The sequence below is a fragment of the Ruegeria sp. SATB045 genome (assembly GCF_059613525.1).
Map to the genome: position 1 here is coordinate 14,868 of NZ_JBXWSR010000011.1, position 18,005 is coordinate 32,872.

Consider the following 18,005-nt stretch of genomic DNA (forward strand, 5'->3'; position numbering starts at 1 on the left):
GCGCTATTGCGCGAGGGTGGTCAGGATACGGCTGTCCAGCGACAAAATCTGCGTTTCCACATTGCGATCCTGTTCGCGCAGCGCCTCGGCATATCCGGCGGCGGATTCCGTGGTGGGGCGCAGTGTGTCGAACAGTTGATTGTCGGTATGCAGCACGATTACCTTGCTTTTTCCCAAGGTGCTGTCATCAACCTGAAAGGCAATGCCGCCGTTTTCCTGACTTTCGGGGATGGAATACGCCACGCGAACCGACAATGGCCCACTTTCTCCATCCCGCAGCGCGGCAATCCCGTTTTCTTGCCGTGTCACGTTTGGCAGTAAGTGGAACACGTTACCAGACACATCGAGAACCGAGACAGACAGGAACCCGTCTTGCACATCCTGCGGTAAGTCCACGTCAATCACCGGGTTCTGTCCTACGACAAAATCTCCGGTTGGGTTCGGGGCGTCGTTTTGTTCACCGTTGAAAAACGCAATAGAGATGTCGCTGGCCGGAGCACTGGGTAGGTAGTTCTCGATCAGGCATAAGGTCGGGTTCAACACGTTCACACCGTCCAGATCAATCGGCCGCTCACCGACCAGAGCGGTCAAAGCGGTATTCAGCCCGACCAAACTGTCCTGAGACGCCAGAGTGCCACTGACCCGAACAGGTGTCTCAGGGCCGTACCCGGCGGTGGGGGCGTTTTCCAGTTTCAGTGCGCCGCAATCGGCCAGACCGGCAAGGATCGGGCGGATATCGGCAGCGGGCAGGAACATTGGCTCAAGCTCTAGTTCGACTGAGCCCTGCAACCCGGCGGGCAGTCCTGCTGAATAAAGCTGTTCCAGCTTGTCATGCAGCGCCTGATCCGTGGTTTGTCCGGTCAATTGAGCATCGTTTCCGTTCACGACCAGCCGCCATTCATCCAGCTCCATCACTGTTTCGATGACGTCACTGACCGCAGCGCCCCAGCTTTCCGAGATTTCCCCAGACGCCAACGTCAGATCAACCGTCCCACCCTGATCGGTGATCTCGCGTGTCATCGTGTCCCGTGTGTCTTCCGAAGGAACAAAACCGACGGCGCGTGGCGGCAGGCCCTCGCGCTTGTCCGCCACCAACGTATAGGGTGCGGCTACGGGATATTGGGGCCCAGTAAAGCTGTCGAATGCGCCGCTGAAATAGGCACCTGCGCCACCGCCGACAATGACCAGCGCGCCAAGGGCGGCAACCAGCCCGGTGCGCGATTTCTCAGGCGTTTCGACCGGAGGTGCAGCGGGTGCTGCGACGGCCGGGGTAGGCTGCGCAGGGGCCGCAGGTTTGCTTTTGGGTACGATTATGGTTGCGTCGTCATCGGTTTCGGCAGGGGGGGATTCCGCCTGTCCCGACCGGGCCGAGGACAAAGCCCTCAATACATCGCTGGTCGACTGATACCGGTCATCGGGGTCCGGCGCTGTCATCTTGTCCAGCACGGTTTTCAGAGGCTCGGGCACATCTGCAGTGTCCAGCGGTTGTTTTTTACTTTCCACAACCTCCAGCAAGTTACGCCCGGAATTGGCCTTTTCGCCTCGGAAGTTCGCCAGCAGCAGCGCGCCCAGGGAATAGATGTCGGTACGCTGGTCGGTCTTTCCCGACAGCTGCTCGGGTGCGGCATAGGCGTATTTGCCAGCGAACTCTCCGCCCACGATGGTTTCTGCGCCGGGGTTGGTATCCTTGGCGATGCCAAAGTCGATGATTACTGCCTGCGCAGGATCACCGTCACGCAGGATGATGTTGTCGGGGCTCAGGTCACGGTGGACGATATTGCGCGCATGCGCGGCCTCGAGCCCCTCGCAGACGCGTTTGCATATGGTCAGAATGTCGTCTGCCGACATAGGACCATCAGCCAGTTTCCGGTCCAACCCCGGCCCGTCGACATAGTCCATCACCAGATAGACATGTCCGTCGGCAGTACGGTTGTTTTCGGAATAGCGCACCACCGCGTCATGGCGGATGTCGCGGATCTCTTCCTCACGGGTTAACAGAACGAGATAATCGTCGTTGCTGGAAAATTCGGCCTTCAGAACCTTAAGCGCCGCCAGACGCCCCGATATCTCGGAGCGCGCGCGATAAACGTCAGAGGTACCACCCCGCCCAAGGATTGCCTCGATCCGATATGTATTGTTCACCAGATCGCCCGGCTGAAACAGGTCGCCTGCGCGGGATTCAGTCATGCTGCCCTCGAAATTGTGTTTTATGAGGAGACTAAATCAGCCGAGCGCCTGAAATTCAACGCGGCGGTTTTCGTCGGCGCGCGGATCGTCCTTGTTCAGAGGTTCGGCTTCACCTACGCCCAGTACTTCCAGTCGCCCTTCGGCGATACCGCAATCGCTGACCAGAAAGCGTTTGACTTCTTTCGCGCGCAGCAGAGACAGATTTTGGTTGTAGTCCGCAGATCCTGCGCTGTCAGTGTGGCCGATGATCTGAAAGACGTTAACGTCGACGTTTTTCATCGCTTGGCACAAGGAGGACAGCTTGGGTTTTTGATCATCGCGCAAGGCGGCCGAGGCGAAGTCGAACCGAACCTGAATATTAACCTGATCTTCCGAGGCCACCGGTTGATATTCGGCCGGGGCGGCAGCAACTGTGGTTTCCACAGCGTCGTCGGTTGCTTCAGTCGCGGCTGTTGACGGGACGATCACCAAGCCGCGCGTTTTTTGCTTGTTGAATGCATCGGTGATTTCGTCGGCTGTTAGTTCATTGGATTGGGCCAAAGCGAATTGCGTCGTGCAAACGAGGGCCATGGCCGAAGCCCCAAAAAATTTAAGTCGAGAAAAAGTAATCATTACCGGAGTCCTTCCCTGTTTGGGACAAAGAGTACCCGTGCCTCAGGTGTGCGACAATGAAGAAAGTCACATTTGTGATTAAGAAATAAAGCCGAGCACGTGACATCTTGCGCGACGACTTTTAGATTTGGGCGCAATTGAATTGAGATACAGGTAAACACATCAGATGCGCATAGTTCCGGCAGTAATTCTTGGGGTTTCGATTATTTTGGCCCCTGTTATCTGGTATGTTTTTCCACTGATCGTTCCTATGGAAAGTGATTTTGAGGGGCCGGCAATCGATTCAGGCGCGCGGATCGAAATCGAAATGCTGAGCCAACGGGTTGAAGATATGCGCAACGAGATTGAGAGGCTGTCGCTCGAGATATCGCGATCCCAGAGCGACGGTTCGGCCGTGTTGCAAGGCGCAGACGGGGCGAACGACTATGGATATGACAGCACCAGCCCAAACGAGATCATTGATGCTTACGCTCAGGTTGTCCTTATCGCCAACCGCAACGAAGTTAATCAAGAACTCAAACTGGCGAGTTCGTCGTTTCTGAAAGAGAAATTCGGGCTGCCGCGCGAAGACTTAACAGATAATTGTCAGTCCATGACCAACCCGCGGTTAGAAGAAAACCTTGTATTAGAAGAAGTCGGCCCGGTTCGGGTACGCATGTTGAAACCGGCAATAGACTCTCTGCGCGTTGTTTTCGAAAACATCCGTCGCACGGACCCCGACCTCTTTGCACGTATTAATACAGCCGGGTCCTTATGTGTGCGGCGGATTCGTGGCGCGACCTCATCCGCATCGGCCCATGCCTATGGCCTGGCTGTTGACTTGAATATCGACGGAGTGTTGGACACGCTGGGCGATGGTAAAACCCAGCTGGGTCTGACTATTCTGGCCGACTTCTTCCGGCAGGAGGGCTGGGTATGGGGTGCGGCCTGGGGTCGAGAAGACTCGATGCATTTCGAGGTTAGCCGCAACAAGATCGAAGAATGGTTGGAGCAGGGACTTTTGTAAAATCGTCGAATGATAAGATGCTCTGTGAACTAGGACACGGACAGTCTCGGAATCAATCGTGATATGGATAACCTCAATCCAGACGGGTATCCTGTATTGGGAAATACAATCTTGCTTTGGCCTGCGGGCTGGGCTTTGCTAGGTTCTGTTTTAAGGTTTCACTAAGGGTTACGAATGCCAAAGACTCTACCTCAGGCGATCATGCGGATTCCGCGTCTCAGCATGATATTGGCTCTTGCAACCGGTGGCAGTCTTGTCCTTTCGGACGCGGTGCTGGCCCAAAGCGCGTCGAATTTGGCACCGTCAACATTTCAGCCGCAAAATCAACGCAATACGGGCCCTGTTACTGTCGCCAGAGACCCTGGCGCGCCGGTTCCCGAAGGTGCGGACAGATTGTTTGTGACAGTCGGGCGCGTGGACATCGAAGGCGCTCTGCCGCAAATGGAGGCTGCCAATGCCGCCTTTATTGAGCGACTGACGGGAAAGCGCGTCGCTGCCTCTGAAATTTTTGCGGCCACAAATCGCCTTGAAAGCGCGTATAGCAATGCCGGTTTTGTTCTGAGTCGGGTAGTTCTGCCGCAGCAAACTTTGCGGGATGGTGGAACGTTGCGGATCGTTGTGGTCGACGGGTTCGTCGAGCGTATTGACGCAACAAAAGTTCCGGAAGAGGTCCGGGACCGCGTGGTCAAGATTACCCAGCCGTTAATCGGCAAGCGTGGCATCAAACTGCAGCAGATCGAGCGCGCCTTGCTGCTTGCAGGTGATACGTTCGGAGTTCGCTTGGCGTCGACTTTGTCGGCAGGTGACAGCAATGGCGGCACCGTTCTGACCTTGGACGGAGAGTTCAAGGAATTTACCGGTTCATATGGGTTCGACAATACACTGTCAGACGATCTTGGTCCGTTGAATCTGAGCCTTGGACTTGAGTTCAATGGCCTGCTGGATCTGGGTGAGACATTCTATTTTAACCTGGGTGGGTCTCCGACGCGGTTTTTCTCGGGTGACCCCGAGTATCGGATTTTGGCTGCAGGTGCGGTATTCCCGATCGGGTATGATGGCTTTACGATTAACGCCGAGGTGACCTCTAGCGAAGCGCGCCCCGACACGGATTTTTTACCTAACGAAAGCGAGTTCGAACGGTTTTCGCTGCGGCTCTATTATCCGTGGATTAGATCCAGGAAAGTTAATCTTTCGTCGCAACTGATCCTGGATCGTATCAGCGATACGCAGAACCTGTTGGTCGGCCCCTTTGAGATTCCGGTCTTTGACGACGATATCAGCGTGCTGCGCGCTACTTTGGATGGCACACGCGCCTATGATAATGGTGGCTTCCTGCGCGGGAGTGTAGTGCTTTCAAGGGGTTTGGATATCCTTGGCGCACGGACCTCGGTCGGCCCCGGAGAAACTCCATTCTCGCGCCAGGATGCTGAACCGGAATTTACGAAACTCGTTCTGTCTGGCCAGTATCAGCGTCCTTTGAATGCCAACTGGTCTTTGGCTTTGAACGGCCGAATTCAAACCAGCTTCGGGGACGCTCTGGTGACGTCCGAGCAATTCAGTATCGCAAGCACCAGCGAATTGTCGACCTTTGATGCGGGTTCGTTGCGTGGCGATGACGGATGGGTCGTGCGGTCCGAAGTGGGTCGATCGCAGCGGGTCGAAGTGGCTGGGTTGCCGCTGATCCTGAAGCCTTATGTATTTGGTGCTTACGGCGAATTGGGAATAGAACAACCTACGGCTTTTGAGCAAAGCACGACTACGGCCTACGCCTATGGGATCGGTGCTGATTTGATTGCAATTGAAGACTCGACCTACAAGTCGGGATCGTTACGAGTTGAATATGGGAGAGGTGAACGCGATGACCTGGGGGCAGACGAAAACCGCTTCACTATTGTTGCAAGCCGCAGATTTTAGGGCTCGCGCCACAGTGATCCGCGGCGCAATTTTGACAGCCACGGCAACGCTATGGGGCACGACAGCTCTGGCACAAACGCTGCCCAATGGCGGAACCGTGGCGGCGGGAACTGTTACGATTGCGCAACCCAGCGGCAACCAGCTGGACATTACGCAGGGGTCGGGCGCGGCCGTAGTGAATTGGAACGGGTTTTCGATCGGTTCTGGCTCGACAGTTAATTTCTTCCAGCCCGGGCAAGAAAGCGTGATTTTGAACCGGGTGACAGGGGATACTACCAGCGCAATTCTCGGCCAGTTGAATGCCAATGGTCAGGTGTTTCTGGTTAACCCTAACGGTATCTTTATTGGCCCCAACGGCGCAGTCAATGCGGGTGGCTTCGTGGCCTCGACCCTGGATGTAACGGATGAAGATTTCCTTAACGGGCGCTATCGCTTTGCCGGAAATGGTAGTTCAACCGCAGTGGAAAACGCGGGAACAATCTCGATTGTTCCGGGCGGGTATGCAGCGCTAATTGGTGGGCAAGTTTCCAATTCGGGCTTGATCCGTGTACCTCTTGGCAAGGTGGGGCTTGGTGCGGGTGAACAAGTAACACTGGATATTTCTGGCGATGGCTTTTTGCAGGTCGCTGTTCCTTCGGATAGCGATGACGCCATGATGGAGGCGTTGATTACCAATTCAGGGCGGATCGAAGCCAATGGCGGTTCTGTTCACCTCAAAGCGGCCAGTGCACGGAATGCGGCGCGACAGGTAATCAACATGTCTGGCGTGATCGAGGCCCAATCGGTTGGCGGAGTATCCGGAGCTGTCGTTTTGGGTGGCAGCGGCGGCGGCGTTCGGGTCAGTGGCACGATCGATACGTCGGCTCAGGAAACACTTGTCGAAACGTCGCTGCGGCCAAAGGTGCGTACTCAGAACGGTGGGTCTATAACCATAACTGGTGAAGCGATCACGCTGGCAGGGGCCACGCTGACATCCGACGGGGCGGGTGGTGGAGATGGTGGAACCATTCTGGTCGGTGGCGATTTTCAGGGTGGCGGCACGCTCCCGACGGCGCAGACAACCTTCGTAGATGCGAGCACCAGTATTTCAGCCGACGGCGGAGACGAAGGTAATGGCGGTCGCGTTATTATCTGGTCCGATGATCTGACCGAGTTCCACGGCCAGATATCAGCCCGTGGTGGGGATACCGCGGGCGATGGCGGCTTTGTCGAGGTCTCGGGGCAGATCGATCTGGTGTATCGCGGTTTTACCGACCTGCGCGCTCCAAATGGGGAAACCGGAGATCTGTTGATTGATCCGGTGAACATAACGATTCCAGGCACGTTTACCGAAGCGGGTCTGGAAGCCCAGCTTGAATCTGCGGATGTGTTTCTGACTACGTCTGTGACCGGCACAGATGACGGCAATATCACGATCAACGCTGATATCGACTGGATGGCGGCAAATACGTTGTTCCTGATCGCGGATAACATGATCACGATCAACGGTGCGATCAACGCGGTCAACGGTGGGTTGTTGCTGAATGCAATGGGGGCGGTCGACGGAGTAGGCCGGATCACCACCGGCCCCGGCGGTAGCATAAGTGTGGCCACTTTCAACTTGGTTGCAGGATTCTGGGATCAGGTTTCGGCCACGCTGCCCAGCTTTTTCGCGGGCGATTTCATCGTCTCGCCAAACGCCACATTCCTGCGCGCCACGGGCGGCAACGGGTCGGGCGCGAACCCGTTCCAGTTAACCGATATCTATGGTTTGCAGGGTCTCAACGGCTCTAGCCAATCCTTTGCGCTGGTCAACGACATCGATGCCTCGCCCACGTCCAGCTGGTCATTTGGTTTTGTCCCTGCAGATTTTTCAGGCACGCTTGAAGGTAACAGGTTTTCGATCAACAACCTGTTCATAGACAACGACTTCACCTTCGGCGGCCTTTTCGGCACTCTGGACGGTACCGTGCGTAACCTGAGTATCACGAATGCGGATATTACCGCTCAGGGTGGTGGCATACTTGCCGGTGAAAACCTTGGTACAATCTCGGGCGTTAGTGTGTCGGGCAGCTTCGCCGGCAGTGACGACGTGACCGGCGGGCTGGTTGGCATTAACGATGGCGGTAAAATCAGTGACAGTTTTTCGACTGCCAGTGTGACGGTTGATCCGATCGAGGCTGATTTCGTTTTGGTCGGTGGCTTGGTTGGAGAGAATTCTGGGGTCATTCAGCGTTCGTTCAGTAGTGGTTCGGTGACCGGACTTGGCTTTGGCGAGTTTATCATGGGCGGATTGGTCGGCGAGAACTTCGGTTCGATCGTTGACTCGTATTCCAACTCGGACGTCCGAGGGGTAAGCCAGTTTTCCAGCCCGATGGATACCGTAGCCGTCGGTGGTCTGGTCGGAATAAACAACGGTGGTTCGGTCACACGCAGCTATTCGAACGGCAGCGTGGATTTCTCCGGCAGCGACACTCCGATGTTGGGCGGATTGATTGGCAGTAATTCCGGGACCGTTACCGCATCTTTCTGGGACACGCAGAGTTCCGGGCAGAATACCAGCGCCGGTGGCACGGGACTGTCCACGTTCCAACTGAACGACACAGTGACGTTCTTCAACCTTGCTTCGGAACAAGGCTGGGACTTTGAAAACAACTGGGCTCCGGGATCGGGTGAGACAGGCCCGGCAAATTACACGACCTCGCCGGTTGTGTTTGCTATTCCCGACGATATTGCGGTTGTTGAGGGCGAACAGCCGCCCAATGCGACGACGGGCACGATTTTTGGTGGGCCTTCCGTTTACCTGTTTGGTCCCCCATCTGATTCTTTGGATACGTCCACAGTATTTGAGGGGTTGAACTTCATCGAAAACGACGATGGCACCACGACATTTACGCTGTCGACCTCGTTTTTGCTCAGCTCAGCCGAAATAGGATATCAAGTTGTGTCTTTGCCCGGTTCGGTTGTGACAGTAGTGGAGCCGATACCCGTTCCGCCCACACCCGAGGTAGAAGTTACTCCGACCGTTGATACCACTATAACCGGAGGCGGCGGAGGTGGTGGCACTGCCGTGACAACAGTCGCCGAGGCTGAAGCAACACTTGGGACTGTTGAAAACGTATCCGAGGAATTCGGAGGCGAGATCGCATCCTGTGCCAGCAGTGGTGAGAATGTCAGTGAATACCTGGCCTGTCTTGCCGAAGCGATGGATGACTACGCGTCCGAACTTGACGGTATCGTGAAGGGTTTGCCACCGGGGCTCGAATCCGTCGGTGACATCATTCGCGGCGCCAGCGCGGGTATCCGCGAGGCAGGTGACGAAGCCAATCGCCGCTTGTCGCTGGCCACTACCGCAGAAGAGCGCAACGCGATCCGCCGCGAAGCGGTACAGCAGGCGCGGCGGCAAATCCGTCAGGCCCAGCGTGAGATCCGCAAGGCCATCACGTTGATAAGAGCAACCGATCCCGAGCTTGCCATCGTTCAGAACCAACAGGTAGAAACGATTGTGGCAGCGGTCGGTCAGGCGGATATCGGACTGACCCGCGCCATCGGCCTTTGATACGTCGGAGAGTAGACCATTGGCTCTGAAACGGTGCTTCGCAGCGCTTTTCCTGATGCTGTTCAGTGCGACCATCGCTCTGGCGGACAAGCGGGTTGCGCTGATTATCGGCAATTCCGACTACGTGTCGGTTAGCCCGTTGGACAATCCGATCAACGATGCCTCTGATCTCGCCATCGCTTTGGAGGGGTTGGGGTTCGAGGTGTTTCTGGGCACCGACCTGACACGGGACGAGATGCTGTCGCTGGCGGAATCCTATGGCACGACTGCTGCGGATTCCGACGTATCGCTGCTGTTTTATGCCGGGCACGGGTTTCAGGTGAACGGGCGCAACTATTTGGTTCCTGTCGATGCGCAGATCACCAAGCCCGAAGACATCCCCGAGCAGACAATCCAGATGGAGGAATTCGTCAACCGGATGGAACGCTCGGATGGCATCCGTCTGGTGTTTCTGGATGCCTGCCGCGACAACCCATTCGAAGGAACGGGTTTGGAGGTCGGCGGCGAGGGGTTGGCTCGGGTCGGCAGCGCGGCGGATTTCATGTTCGCCTATGCGACGCAGCCGGACAACGTGGCCTATGACGGCACCGGCCGGAACAGCTTTTTCACCGAGGCGCTGCTGAGCCATATTTACACACCCGGGCAGGATATTTCGGACCTGATGATCTCGGTGCGTAAGGACGTGCTGGCTTCGACAGGGGGACGTCAGATTCCGTGGGACAACTCATCCCTGACGCGGCAGTTCCGGTTCGACAACAGCCCTGTCACGGCGTCTGAGGAGACGCTGCTGTGGCAGGTTGCCGCCAATGCGCAGGATGCGTCCCTGATGCAGCTCTATATGGATCGCTACCCGCAAGGCGCGCATGTGAATGAGGTCGTGGCCTTTCTGGATCGGGCCGGGCAGGGGCAGACACTGACCCGCGCGGTAACGGTTGAGGACGCAGACGAACAGGCCGAACGCCTTTGGAAACTGGCACAGCGCAGCCGGATGCGCCCGCTGCTGGAGTTCTACCTTGAGCAATATCCCGACGGCGCCCATGCGGCACAGGCGCAGCGTCTGATCGCATCCATCCCGCGCCCCGAGGACAGCACACCCGGCGGCATATGTGAACGTTTGGCTACCCACCCGCGCGACCGCACGGCCAGCATCCCCGGCGTGCCCTTCAGCCGTCTTCAGGAAAACGCCCTGACCGCCATTCAGGCGTGCAGCGCTGCAGCGGCGCAGACGCCAGACCTGTCCCACTACGTGGCCCTGCTGGCGCGGGCTACGATTGCGGCAGGGGATGTGGACCGAGCGGTGACGCTTTACAAGCAGGCAGCCGAAGCGGGGGACTTGAGGGCCATGGTTTCTCTGGCGCAATTGCACGAGGGCGGCACCGGTGTTCCGCAAGATCAGGCCGCTGCGCTATCTCTGTATGAACAAGCCGCCCAAGGGGGCAGCTTTGATGCGATGATCAATCTTGCAGTGACACTGTTCGAGGGACAGATCGTTCCAAAGGATCAAGCGCGCGCAATCGCGCTGCTGCAACAGGCGGCGGATGGTGGGTCAGCCAAGGCGACTTTCAATCTGGGCGTTCTGGCTCAGGATGGGATAGCAGGCACTCCGGATCAGGCGCTTGGCTATTTCCAGCGTGCCGCACGTGAAGGCGAATTTCAGGGCTATCTGGCGGCGGCGATCCTGCTGGACGAGGGGCGCGGCGTGCCCCGCGATCCGCTCGAAGCCGCGCGTATGCTTCTGCGTGGCGCAGCCGAGGATGACGGGGCAATCGTGAACCAATTGTCGTTGGCCTCGGACCAGTGGACGCGCGAGACGTTGATGGAAGTGCAGAAACTGCTGCAAAAGGCCGGCTACTACAACAGCACCATCGACGGGGTGCCGGGGCAGAATTTCATCTCGGCCCTGCAACAATGGCGCAGCGGCGGGTTCGATCCGATCATCCTGGCGGCGAACTGACGCCTCTAGTTCACCGGCACAAATTCGATCCGGCGGTTGCGGCGTTTGCCCTCAGCCGTGTCGTTCGAGGTCACGGGGCGGCTCTCGCCATAGCCTACGGTCACAAGACGTTCCGGCGCGATCCCCTGATTTACCAGATAGGCGTTCACCGCCTGCGCCCGCCGTTCGCTGAGCACACGGTTGGCGGTGTCTGAGCCATCGCTGTCAGTATGCCCGCCGATTTCGATTGTTAGTTCCGGGCAGCGGTTCACGATGTCATGCAGGTTCGTCAGCAGTGGGATAGAGTCTTCGGACAAGCGCGCGCTGCCCGATGTGAAATAGATGTTTCCGGTGCGGGACAGGATCTCCATCCGACCTTCACAGGCTTCGCGGTCCAGATTGCCCTTGGTCTCAAGCGCCGCAGCGCCGGGGGTGGCCGAGGCCGCGACCAGTTGCGGGGGCGTGCCCGCCTTCGCGCGGTCGAACACGAAGCCAAAGCTGACAAAACCGAAGGGCAGGATGTCAACGCCCGCGGCCTCTTGAAGCTTGCCGCGGCCTTCTTCCAAGTTGAAATCGGGCAGGGCGATGGCAATCGGTGTGGTGTTGGCCACGGCCACGCGGTCGTTGTCGACCAGAGTGATCGCAACCTGCGCAACGCCGTCCTTGGTCACACCGTGTAGCGACAGAGAATAGGGAAGGTCGATAATCTTGTGCCGCGCCTGATGCAGGTCGACCAGTTTTTCGGGAGGAAGCTGGGTGGTGATGATGGCCTCGGGGTATTTGAAGGTTTCAAAGAACAAAAACCGCATCCGCACGTTTCGCAGGTCGATCTTGGTGTCCACGCTGTCCATCTGCACCCGTATCTCGGCGGCACCATCGGGGCCGATCACGCCTGACAGGCTGGCGAAACCGCTGTTCTCTGCAACCGAGCTTTTCTTAACGGATAGAAATTGCAATTCCGAGGCGCCTGCATCCAACGTCCAGCCATGTTCAAACGGATCCGCGCTTTGCGCCCATGCTGCGTTAGACAGCAAAATGATGGCTACAGCACAAATGCTTCGCATCAAGTTTGAGCCTGGCATGTGTGAACCTCTTCCTATGCTTGCTGGTCAATTCGGGATATGTCAGGCGATGGCCACAATAAAGTCAAATGACATATTTAAATATAATCAGGCTTACGTGATGCCATGGCGTCACGGGCGTGATAAAGGACCCGAAACAAAGGACCCGACGTGCTTCGCATTTTTTACTTTCTGATTGCGATGATTTCGATCTCGTGGGCCGCGCCGGCGATGGCCGAGCCGCGGATCGCATTGGTTATTGGCAATTCGGCTTATGCGTCGGTGTCGCCATTGGACAATCCGGTTAATGACGCCACGCTGATCTCGGCAAAACTTAAGGGCCTTGGGTTCGACGTTCGCAATTTGACTGACAGCACGCAGATCGAGATGAAGCGCGCCATTGCCCAGTTTGGTCGCGATCTGCGGCAGGGTGGCGAGGATGCGGTTGGGTTGTTCTACTATGCGGGCCACGGGGTGCAGTCCTTTGGATCGAACTATTTGCTGCCTGTCGATATCTCGCTGAGCGACCCCGCTGATCTTGATTTAATGGCGGTCGAGGCGCGTTCGGTCCTGCACCAGATGGCCTCGGCGCATAACAAGACCAATATCGTCATTCTGGATGCCTGTCGGAACAACCCGTTCGAAAATCTGGCCGATATGGATGACAACGGCCTGGCCGAGATGAAAGCCCCCACAGGCACATTTCTAGCCTATGCTACCGATCCCGGCGGCGTCGCACTGGATGGTGAGAAGGGTAACAGCCCGTTTACGTTGAGCTTGGCCGAACACATTGAAACGCCGGGTATGGCTATTGAGCACTTGTTCAAGAAAGTCCGCGTGGATGTTCTGGATCAGACCCGAGGGTTGCAAACGCCTTGGGATACCTCGTCCCTGACACAGGATTTTGCCTTCTCATCGCAGGTTCAGACGCCCACCGTCCAGACCCGAAGCGAAGAGGAGCTTTGGCAGGAGGCAACGACTTCGCGTGATCCGGTTCAGATCATGCTGTTTATGCGCGCCTATCCAGACAGCGCTTATGCTGCCGAAGCAAGCGATCTTTTGCAGACCGTTCTAGCCGAATCCTTTGGAACCGCGCCGCAACCCAAAGTGCCAGAGCAAACGGTGATCGAGGCAAATGAAACCGAACGCCTGATGTACGAACTGGCGTTGGCTGATGACACAGTTCACGCATATGAGGTCTATCTGCAGAGTTTCCCTGAAGGGGTGTTCTCGGGCAAAGCAGCTGATCGTTTGGCTGCCTTGAAATACGGTGAGGAAACCGTGACCCGTAAGACCGAGGCGGATGGTGAGTTGTCAGAAACAGGACCACCGGGCAACACCCCGATGACGCTCGATTCTGTACTGGATTTCGGCAACGACCATGTGCGCGGGCAAACGATTAACCAACTGGTGGCAGGCGCGCCACTGTTCCCTCCGATCGAGGGTTTGCCGGATGAGTTGTGGAAAGACCAGTCCTGTTCGAATTGCCACCAGTGGACGCCCGAGGACCTGTGCAATCAGGCCCAGACCTATGTCAACCGCCCCGAAGCCGGGAATGTCGCCAAGCAACACCCCTTTGGCGGCGGTTTGAAAGTCAACCTGCGCCGTTGGGCATTGGGCGGATGTCAGGGCTAAACGTTTAACCCGACAGTTTAGCTAAATCGGCGCTGAGTGCGCGCGCGTCCGAGATGCTTTTTTGCAGGGCCGTCAGTCTGGCTTCTGGCGTAGCCCCCCCAGGCGTGTCGTTCAAAACACGGTCGATGCGAGCCGCCGTTGCTGCGTCGCCTCCACCGGTCGCGTCACGTTGTTGTAGAATTTTGAGCTTGAGCTTGGCCAGTTCAGATTCCGACGATCGAATTTGCACAGCAAGCGCATCATTTCGTGCCTGCGCCGTGGCCACATCCCCTTCGGCTGCGGCGATACGATCGTCGTAGGCACCGGTTGTAATTCCAGAAACACCGGCGAAGAACCCACCATCTGCAGGATCAGTCGTGGTTTGGCACGCGGTAAGAAACAGGCAGGCTAGGGCGGCAAAGCGGATCATTCGTGCACCCTTCACAACGACGACGCCAGATCACTGGCGACCCCGCGCATCTGAGTGATCTGGTTCGACAAAGCTGTAAGATCCGCATCTATTGGTGAAGTTGCCTGTCCGCGGGCAATTGTAAGAGATCGGGCCTCGGTGAATTCGGCCTGTCGTTTGGTGGCGCCGTCAATGGCCAGTTCCATCTGGGTCAAGTTTCCGTTGGCTTCGGCCAGTTCTCTTTCGATCTGCGATGGGTCGGCCGTGCCTGCGGAGATGCTTGCGTTCAGTGAATTCAGTTCGGCTTTCTGTGCAGACAGAACCTGGTTCATAACGGTTAGTGTCGTCTGCATTTCAGCTGTGTTGCGATCCAGGTCTTTCTTGATCTGTCGCAAACGCGCCTCGCGCCCTGCATAGCTGCGCTGGACGAAGGCGACGTAAGTCCCTGCTAAAGCCCCGGCGCCAAAACCGATCGAGATGCCTGGGCCCACATCATCACTGCCACCCAGACCAAAGCCGATCCCTCCGCCTACCGCGCCACCGGCGACTGCGCCCTGCAGGATCGTTTTTTGCATGGCTGCGGCCTGTTTGACCAAATCAGCCTCGGCTTGTGTCATGCCCGAGGGGGTGGTTGCTGGAGCCGACGTCTGAGTGCTGTCGCCACACGCCGCCAGGACTAAGGTGGCAACAACAAGGCTTGCACCTATTCGGGAGGGATAAGATCGGCCAGCCATTGGTAACTTCCTTTTCTGCTATCATCTGCTTGCGATACATGCCGTAGGAACAAGCTCGCGTCCTGCGTCAGTTGCGCATTGGCAAAATCGAGATCACGTGACCCTGATGCAGCATTGACAATCGAAGCATCAATGTCGGGTGGAAAAAAAATAACAGCGCGGGCCAGTACCTCATCATAATAACTGCGGCTCTGGTCCAAACGGCGCAGGATAATCCCGCGCGACCGGTAGATGTCGTAGATATCACTGCGTGCCTGTTGCAAAACCGGCAATGCGTCTGCATTTGAACGGGCGATGTCTTCGATTTGCCTTAAAGCATCTTCGGCAATGGTCAGCGTGCGCTCGACGCTGCGAAGGGCTATAATGTCGGTGCGCAGCCTTTGCATCGTTGTGACCGCCAGATACACCGAAACCTGAGCCGCGTCTTCAAATAGCCGCTCCGGCGTGGCTGTTTCCGCAGCTGGCAAACCCCTCCTATAGCTGTCCAGTGCAGGGCCAAGGTCAGAAGACTGCGGTTCTTTGAGATGCCCCAACGCCATCAAGGCGGTCGCAAGCTTCTGAGGATCGGCCTGTGTGAATGTGGCACTGACCGGTGTCAGCGGAGTCGCCGCCCGCGTTTCAAGGGATGCCAGCTGTTCTCGGGCAAATGTGGCAAACAACCCATCGGGATAGGTTTTCAAGTAAGTTTTGAATTCCTGGCTGTCCGAACTGGAAGAGATACGTCTCCAATGTTCCAGATCGGCAGTGATTTCGTCTTTGGGCGAACTGTTGGGCAGGCCTGGAGCAAAGCTGTGTTCGTCCAGCACAGATTCCTCGACCCAAGGGATCTGGCGCCCATCGGTTTCCAAAACCACTTGTTGGCGGACACGACCCAACATTAGTCGAACGTCCAGGTCCGGCGTCGCAATATGGTCCAGTAGCCCATTGGTGAAAACGCTGTTCTTTCCTTGCCCGTCATACGCCACGTTTCCTGGGTCTGTCGCGTAGGCTATCAACAAACCCGCTTCGCCACGCATTCTGACAAGGCCATGTTCGACGAGGCCCTTGTCGGAAAACGGATTGTTACGGCAGGCATCCAAAAGCAGGACGCCGACATCGGGCCCGGCCTTGGTCATAACGTCCCGCACTCGGTCCAGCGTGATCGAACTTCGTTTTAGTGCCTGCAGGCTATTTCCGTTGAAATCGGTGCCGATCAGGTAATTTGCCCCGCCGATCTGTACTCCATGCCCGGCATAGAAGAACACGGCCATCTTAGCGCCCGTTGAGATAGCACCAAACTTGTCTACCGCCTCTTGCATGGTTCGTGCGTTTTGGTTTGTGGCCTGAATGACCGTGAAACCAAGCTCTTGCAACGTGTTGCCCAAAGCTTCGACATCGTTGCCGGGATTGCGCAGTGACATTTCCTGCGTGGCATAGTCCGAATTGCCAATCAATAATGCGACGCGATCGGCTGCGTAGGATTGTGCCGCACTCAAAGCCAAACACAGTAGAATGATGGGTATTCCGATGGTCATGCGGGTCTGGCACATGATTTCACGATAGCCCAACAGATGAACAGATAACAATCTGATTTGGGACGCTCAGTCACCGGGGTTCGGTTAGGCGTTTTTGTCCGGGCAGTGTTTGTTGAGAGCAGCCGAGAGGGTTTGCTGAAAGCCGTGCGTCAATACTTGCGCGCGTCCTGTTGCATCATTTTATTGGCCGGCATTTAGGGCTGTAGCGGCAGGCTTGTTAAACATAGACTAGGTCGACTTGTACAGACATTGATCCTGCGGAAAAGTTACGTTTTCCGATAGTAGTGTTGGGAACCACTATCCAGTCCTTAGTCGGTTTCTGGAGCGAGGGCATCGTAGATTTTCTGACCTTCTTCGGATTGAAAAAAACCCTTGCGACCCAAAAGCCAATATCCACTGGAGGAGGTAGCCTCGTACTGGGAAAGTTGAACAAGACTGCCGGCGTTCAGGTGGCCTTGTAAAACGCCGTGCCACCCCAGTGCGATCCCTGATCCTGCCAGCGCCAGATGTAGCGCCATACCATGATCGTTTACGATGATCCGGTTGTCCAAGAAGTTCCAGTTCTCGGAACTGGCCCCAAGCCAGGATTGCCAGTCCAACCAGCGGTGCTCGGTGTCTTCCAGTTCGATGAAGGGAACGCCTCCGGTTTCGATCCGGTCCTTCAATTTAAGAATCTGCCTGGCGACGCTGGGCGACGCGACCGGGAAAACACGTTCCCGGATCAACAGGCGGGCCTCGAACCCGGGCCAGTATCCGTCCCCGAATGCAATCCAGCAATTTGCCTCTTCTCGAAACAAGTCAGCATCCGTTACTAGCGTTACGACTTTGGTGCGCACGTTTAGGTGTTTGGAAAGTGCCGGTAGGCGGGGTGACACCCAATGCGCGGCGACACCGGCATATGTCGCGATCGTCCAGACCTGCTTTTGATCGGCACGTCGAATCCGGGCCGATGTCTCGCGGATTCCATCAAAAGCTCGTGAAACCGAGTGAAACAAATCATGCGCTGGCGGCGTGGGCTCAAGCTTGCCGTTTTTTCGCAGGAAAAGACGAGTCCCCAAGTCTTCTTCTAACTGTTTGATTTGATAACTTATTGCTGGCTGTTGGACGTTCAGAGCATCGGCGGCCCTAGTAAAGTTGCCCAGAATGTAGACTTCTTCGAAGGCGCGCAGGCCTTTGAGTGTCGGTGTACGTCGTGACATTGAAAAATTCGATACCCCTTAAAAATTTTTCCATATTTTACAGAATCCGCATTCTAATTAAACAACGCGGACCAGAAATTAGTCAGACAGAAAAAGACACAATGCGCCAGAAGTGATCCGGGTTGGTTTCCAAAAAGTTAACTACGTCTTCTCGTGGCGTGTGGTGGCTTGACGGGTTCCTGTTTCGGCGCTGACAGTGCCACTGAGCTTTCTTCCTGAACGTTCTGAGCCGCCAACAGTTGGTGGCAAGCTAAAAAACTGATCTGGTCGTTTGGGAGGAAAGG

12 protein-coding genes are annotated in these 18,005 nt (G+C 56.5%); 5 read left to right on the top strand and 7 right to left on the bottom strand.

The window, feature by feature from the left end; all coding sequences use genetic code 11:
* Window positions 1-3: 3 nt before the first annotated feature.
* Both AC2FNR_RS01820 and AC2FNR_RS01825 read right to left on the bottom strand, forming a co-directional pair.
* Window positions 4-2,187 carry a serine/threonine protein kinase gene (locus tag AC2FNR_RS01820; RefSeq protein ID WP_496847772.1) on the bottom strand — a complete coding sequence of 728 codons (2,184 nt, stop codon included), beginning with the start codon at window positions 2,185-2,187 and terminating at the stop codon, window positions 4-6.
* 36 nt (window positions 2,188-2,223) lie between these two features.
* Window positions 2,224-2,757: an OmpA family protein gene (locus AC2FNR_RS01825; protein WP_480846910.1), complete on the bottom strand. Its 534-nt coding sequence runs from the start codon at window positions 2,755-2,757 to the stop codon at window positions 2,224-2,226.
* A 292-nt stretch (window positions 2,758-3,049) separates the two neighbouring features.
* Between AC2FNR_RS01825 and AC2FNR_RS01830 the strand changes: the two genes are divergently transcribed.
* The 4 genes from AC2FNR_RS01830 to AC2FNR_RS01845 all read left to right on the top strand — a co-directional run bounded on the left by AC2FNR_RS01830 (window position 3,050) and on the right by AC2FNR_RS01845 (window position 11,211).
* Window positions 3,050-3,805 carry a M15 family metallopeptidase gene (locus AC2FNR_RS01830; RefSeq protein WP_496847773.1) on the top strand — a complete coding sequence of 252 codons (756 nt, stop codon included), beginning with the start codon at window positions 3,050-3,052 and terminating at the stop codon, window positions 3,803-3,805.
* A gap of 174 nt (window positions 3,806-3,979) precedes the next feature.
* Window positions 3,980-5,719, top strand: coding sequence for a ShlB/FhaC/HecB family hemolysin secretion/activation protein (locus AC2FNR_RS01835; RefSeq protein WP_496847774.1), 1,740 nt, complete (start codon window positions 3,980-3,982; stop codon window positions 5,717-5,719).
* Window positions 5,646-9,257: a two-partner secretion domain-containing protein gene (locus AC2FNR_RS01840; protein ID WP_496847775.1), complete on the top strand. Its 3,612-nt coding sequence runs from the start codon at window positions 5,646-5,648 to the stop codon at window positions 9,255-9,257. The genes AC2FNR_RS01835 and AC2FNR_RS01840 overlap by 74 nt, the downstream gene beginning before the upstream one ends.
* Before the next feature lie 19 nt (window positions 9,258-9,276).
* A complete protein-coding gene (locus AC2FNR_RS01845) occupies window positions 9,277-11,211 on the top strand; it encodes a caspase family protein (RefSeq protein WP_496847776.1) in 1,935 nt (644 codons plus the stop codon).
* A gap of 5 nt (window positions 11,212-11,216) precedes the next feature.
* On the opposite strand, the gene AC2FNR_RS01850 is transcribed toward AC2FNR_RS01845, so the two are convergent.
* Window positions 11,217-12,272 (bottom strand): OmpA family protein, encoded by a 1,056-nt coding sequence (locus AC2FNR_RS01850; RefSeq protein WP_496847777.1) that lies wholly within the window; start codon window positions 12,270-12,272, stop codon window positions 11,217-11,219.
* A 150-nt stretch (window positions 12,273-12,422) separates the two neighbouring features.
* Between AC2FNR_RS01850 and AC2FNR_RS01855 the strand changes: the two genes are divergently transcribed.
* Window positions 12,423-13,886, top strand: coding sequence for a caspase family protein (locus tag AC2FNR_RS01855; RefSeq protein ID WP_480869790.1), 1,464 nt, complete (start codon window positions 12,423-12,425; stop codon window positions 13,884-13,886).
* Between the two features lie 4 nt (window positions 13,887-13,890).
* On the opposite strand, the gene AC2FNR_RS01860 is transcribed toward AC2FNR_RS01855, so the two are convergent.
* The 4 genes from AC2FNR_RS01860 to AC2FNR_RS01875 form a co-directional block, all read right to left on the bottom strand.
* A complete protein-coding gene (locus AC2FNR_RS01860; protein WP_496847778.1) occupies window positions 13,891-14,295 on the bottom strand; it encodes a hypothetical protein in 405 nt (134 codons plus the stop codon).
* 11 nt (window positions 14,296-14,306) lie between these two features.
* Window positions 14,307-15,008, bottom strand: coding sequence for a hypothetical protein (locus AC2FNR_RS01865; RefSeq protein ID WP_496847779.1), 702 nt, complete (start codon window positions 15,006-15,008; stop codon window positions 14,307-14,309).
* Window positions 14,978-16,537 carry a caspase family protein gene (locus tag AC2FNR_RS01870; RefSeq protein WP_496847780.1) on the bottom strand — a complete coding sequence of 520 codons (1,560 nt, stop codon included), beginning with the start codon at window positions 16,535-16,537 and terminating at the stop codon, window positions 14,978-14,980. Before AC2FNR_RS01870 ends, AC2FNR_RS01865 begins: the two co-directional genes overlap by 31 nt.
* 293 nt (window positions 16,538-16,830) lie before the next feature.
* Entirely contained in the window at window positions 16,831-17,721 is an 891-nt protein-coding gene (locus AC2FNR_RS01875; protein ID WP_496847781.1) for a LysR family transcriptional regulator, read from the bottom strand.
* Between the last annotated feature and the right edge of the window lie 284 nt (window positions 17,722-18,005).